The following is a 1,423-nucleotide window of genomic DNA, read 5'->3' on the forward strand; positions in this document are numbered from 1 at the left end:
GTGAACTGGTCCCCGGTTCTTGGACTGATTAGTCGGTTCGAGATCCGGGGATGGTTCGTGTGGGTGGTACCGCGTCGTCGTTGACGAGTGCGCAGCGGGTGGCTGCGGTGGAGTGGTTCGGTCGGGGGTTGAGTGATTGGGCGACGGCTCGTCGGCTAGGAGTGACACGGAAACCGGTGCGACGCTTGCATCAACGGTGGTTGCTGCATGGTCCGGAGGTGCTCGTGGATTCCCCCAGACGCTCGTACTCGTTCGAGGTTAAACGTGACCTCGTGCGCCGCTTCCTTGCCGGGGAACCGGCCGATGCGCTCGCTTCCGAGGGAGGGCTCTCCTCAGCGCTGCTGCTGCGCAAATGGGCGAACCAGGTTCGCAAGGACGGTGAGGACGCCCTCCGGCCGCGCCCAACGGGCCGCCCGAAAGCGAAGCCGGACACCGAGCTCAGCGAGCTGGAACGACTCCGGCGGGAGAACGAGTACTTACGGGCCGAGAACGCGTACTTGGGAAAATTGCGGGCCTTGCAGGCGCAGCAACGGCGTCGGTGAAGACCGCAGCCGTTGCCGCTTGCAAGGCCGAACACTCACTCCAGACGCTGCTGCAGATCGCCGGTCTTGCCCGCTCCACGTTCTTCTACCAGCAAGCCCGCTCGCGTGAACCTGACCGGCACGCTGACACCGCGGACGCGATCCGCGCGATCTTCGTCCGCACCAAGGGCCGGTATGGGCATCGGCGGATCCACGCCGAGCTCCGCCGGACCGGGCCAGTGGCGAAGAAGACGGTCCTGGCGTTGATGCGACGCCACGACCTGGTCTGCCTGGTGCGTCGTCGACGCCGATACTCGTCCTACGGCGGCGAGGTCGGCAAGGTTGCAGCGAACCTGCTGAACCGGGACTTCACCTCGACAGCGCCGAACCAGAAATGGGTCACGGACGTGACGGAGTTCCGGGTCGGTGAGTACAAGCTCTACCTGTCACCAGTGATGGACCTCTTCGACCGGCAGATCATCGCCTATCGAACCGGAACGTCCCCGACCCTGGAACTCACCCACGGCTCGCTCCGCGACGCACTCCACACCGCACTCGGGGCGGCACCGCTGGTGCACTCGGACCAGGGCATCCACTACCAGCACCGGTCCTGGCGGTCAGTGCTGGCAGCTGCCGGCGCGTCCCAGTCGATGTCGCGAAAGGGCAACTGCCACGACAACGCGATCATCGAGAACTTCTTCGGCCATCTGAAAGCCGAGATGTTCCACCCAACCCATTTCGACAGCATCACCACGCTCGACACCGCGATCCACGACTACATCACCTGGTGGAACACCGACCGCTCCCAGGCACGACTCGAGGGCATGAGCCCGGTTCAATACCGAGCTCACGCCCTCGCGGCCTAATCTGACTTCACGGTCCAACAAACCGGGACCAGTTCA

General features: G+C 64.5%; 2 protein-coding genes. Both read left to right on the forward strand.

Features of this window, described 5'->3' with window-relative positions; genetic code table 11:
• The first annotated feature begins 218 nt into the window (after positions 1–218).
• Entirely contained in the window at positions 219–542 is a 324-nt protein-coding gene (locus tag HQQ88_RS19155; protein ID WP_173171128.1) for a helix-turn-helix domain-containing protein, read from the forward strand.
• Positions 539–1,387 carry an IS3 family transposase gene (locus HQQ88_RS19160; RefSeq protein WP_367917060.1) on the forward strand — a complete coding sequence of 283 codons (849 nt, stop codon included), beginning with the start codon at positions 539–541 and terminating at the stop codon, positions 1,385–1,387. Before HQQ88_RS19155 ends, HQQ88_RS19160 begins: the two co-directional genes overlap by 4 nt.
• Positions 1,388–1,423 lie beyond the last annotated feature (36 nt).

Origin of the sequence: Curtobacterium sp. VKM Ac-2861, from assembly GCF_013204965.1 — a bacterium.
In the GTDB taxonomy this organism is placed as follows: domain Bacteria; phylum Actinomycetota; class Actinomycetes; order Actinomycetales; family Microbacteriaceae; genus Curtobacterium.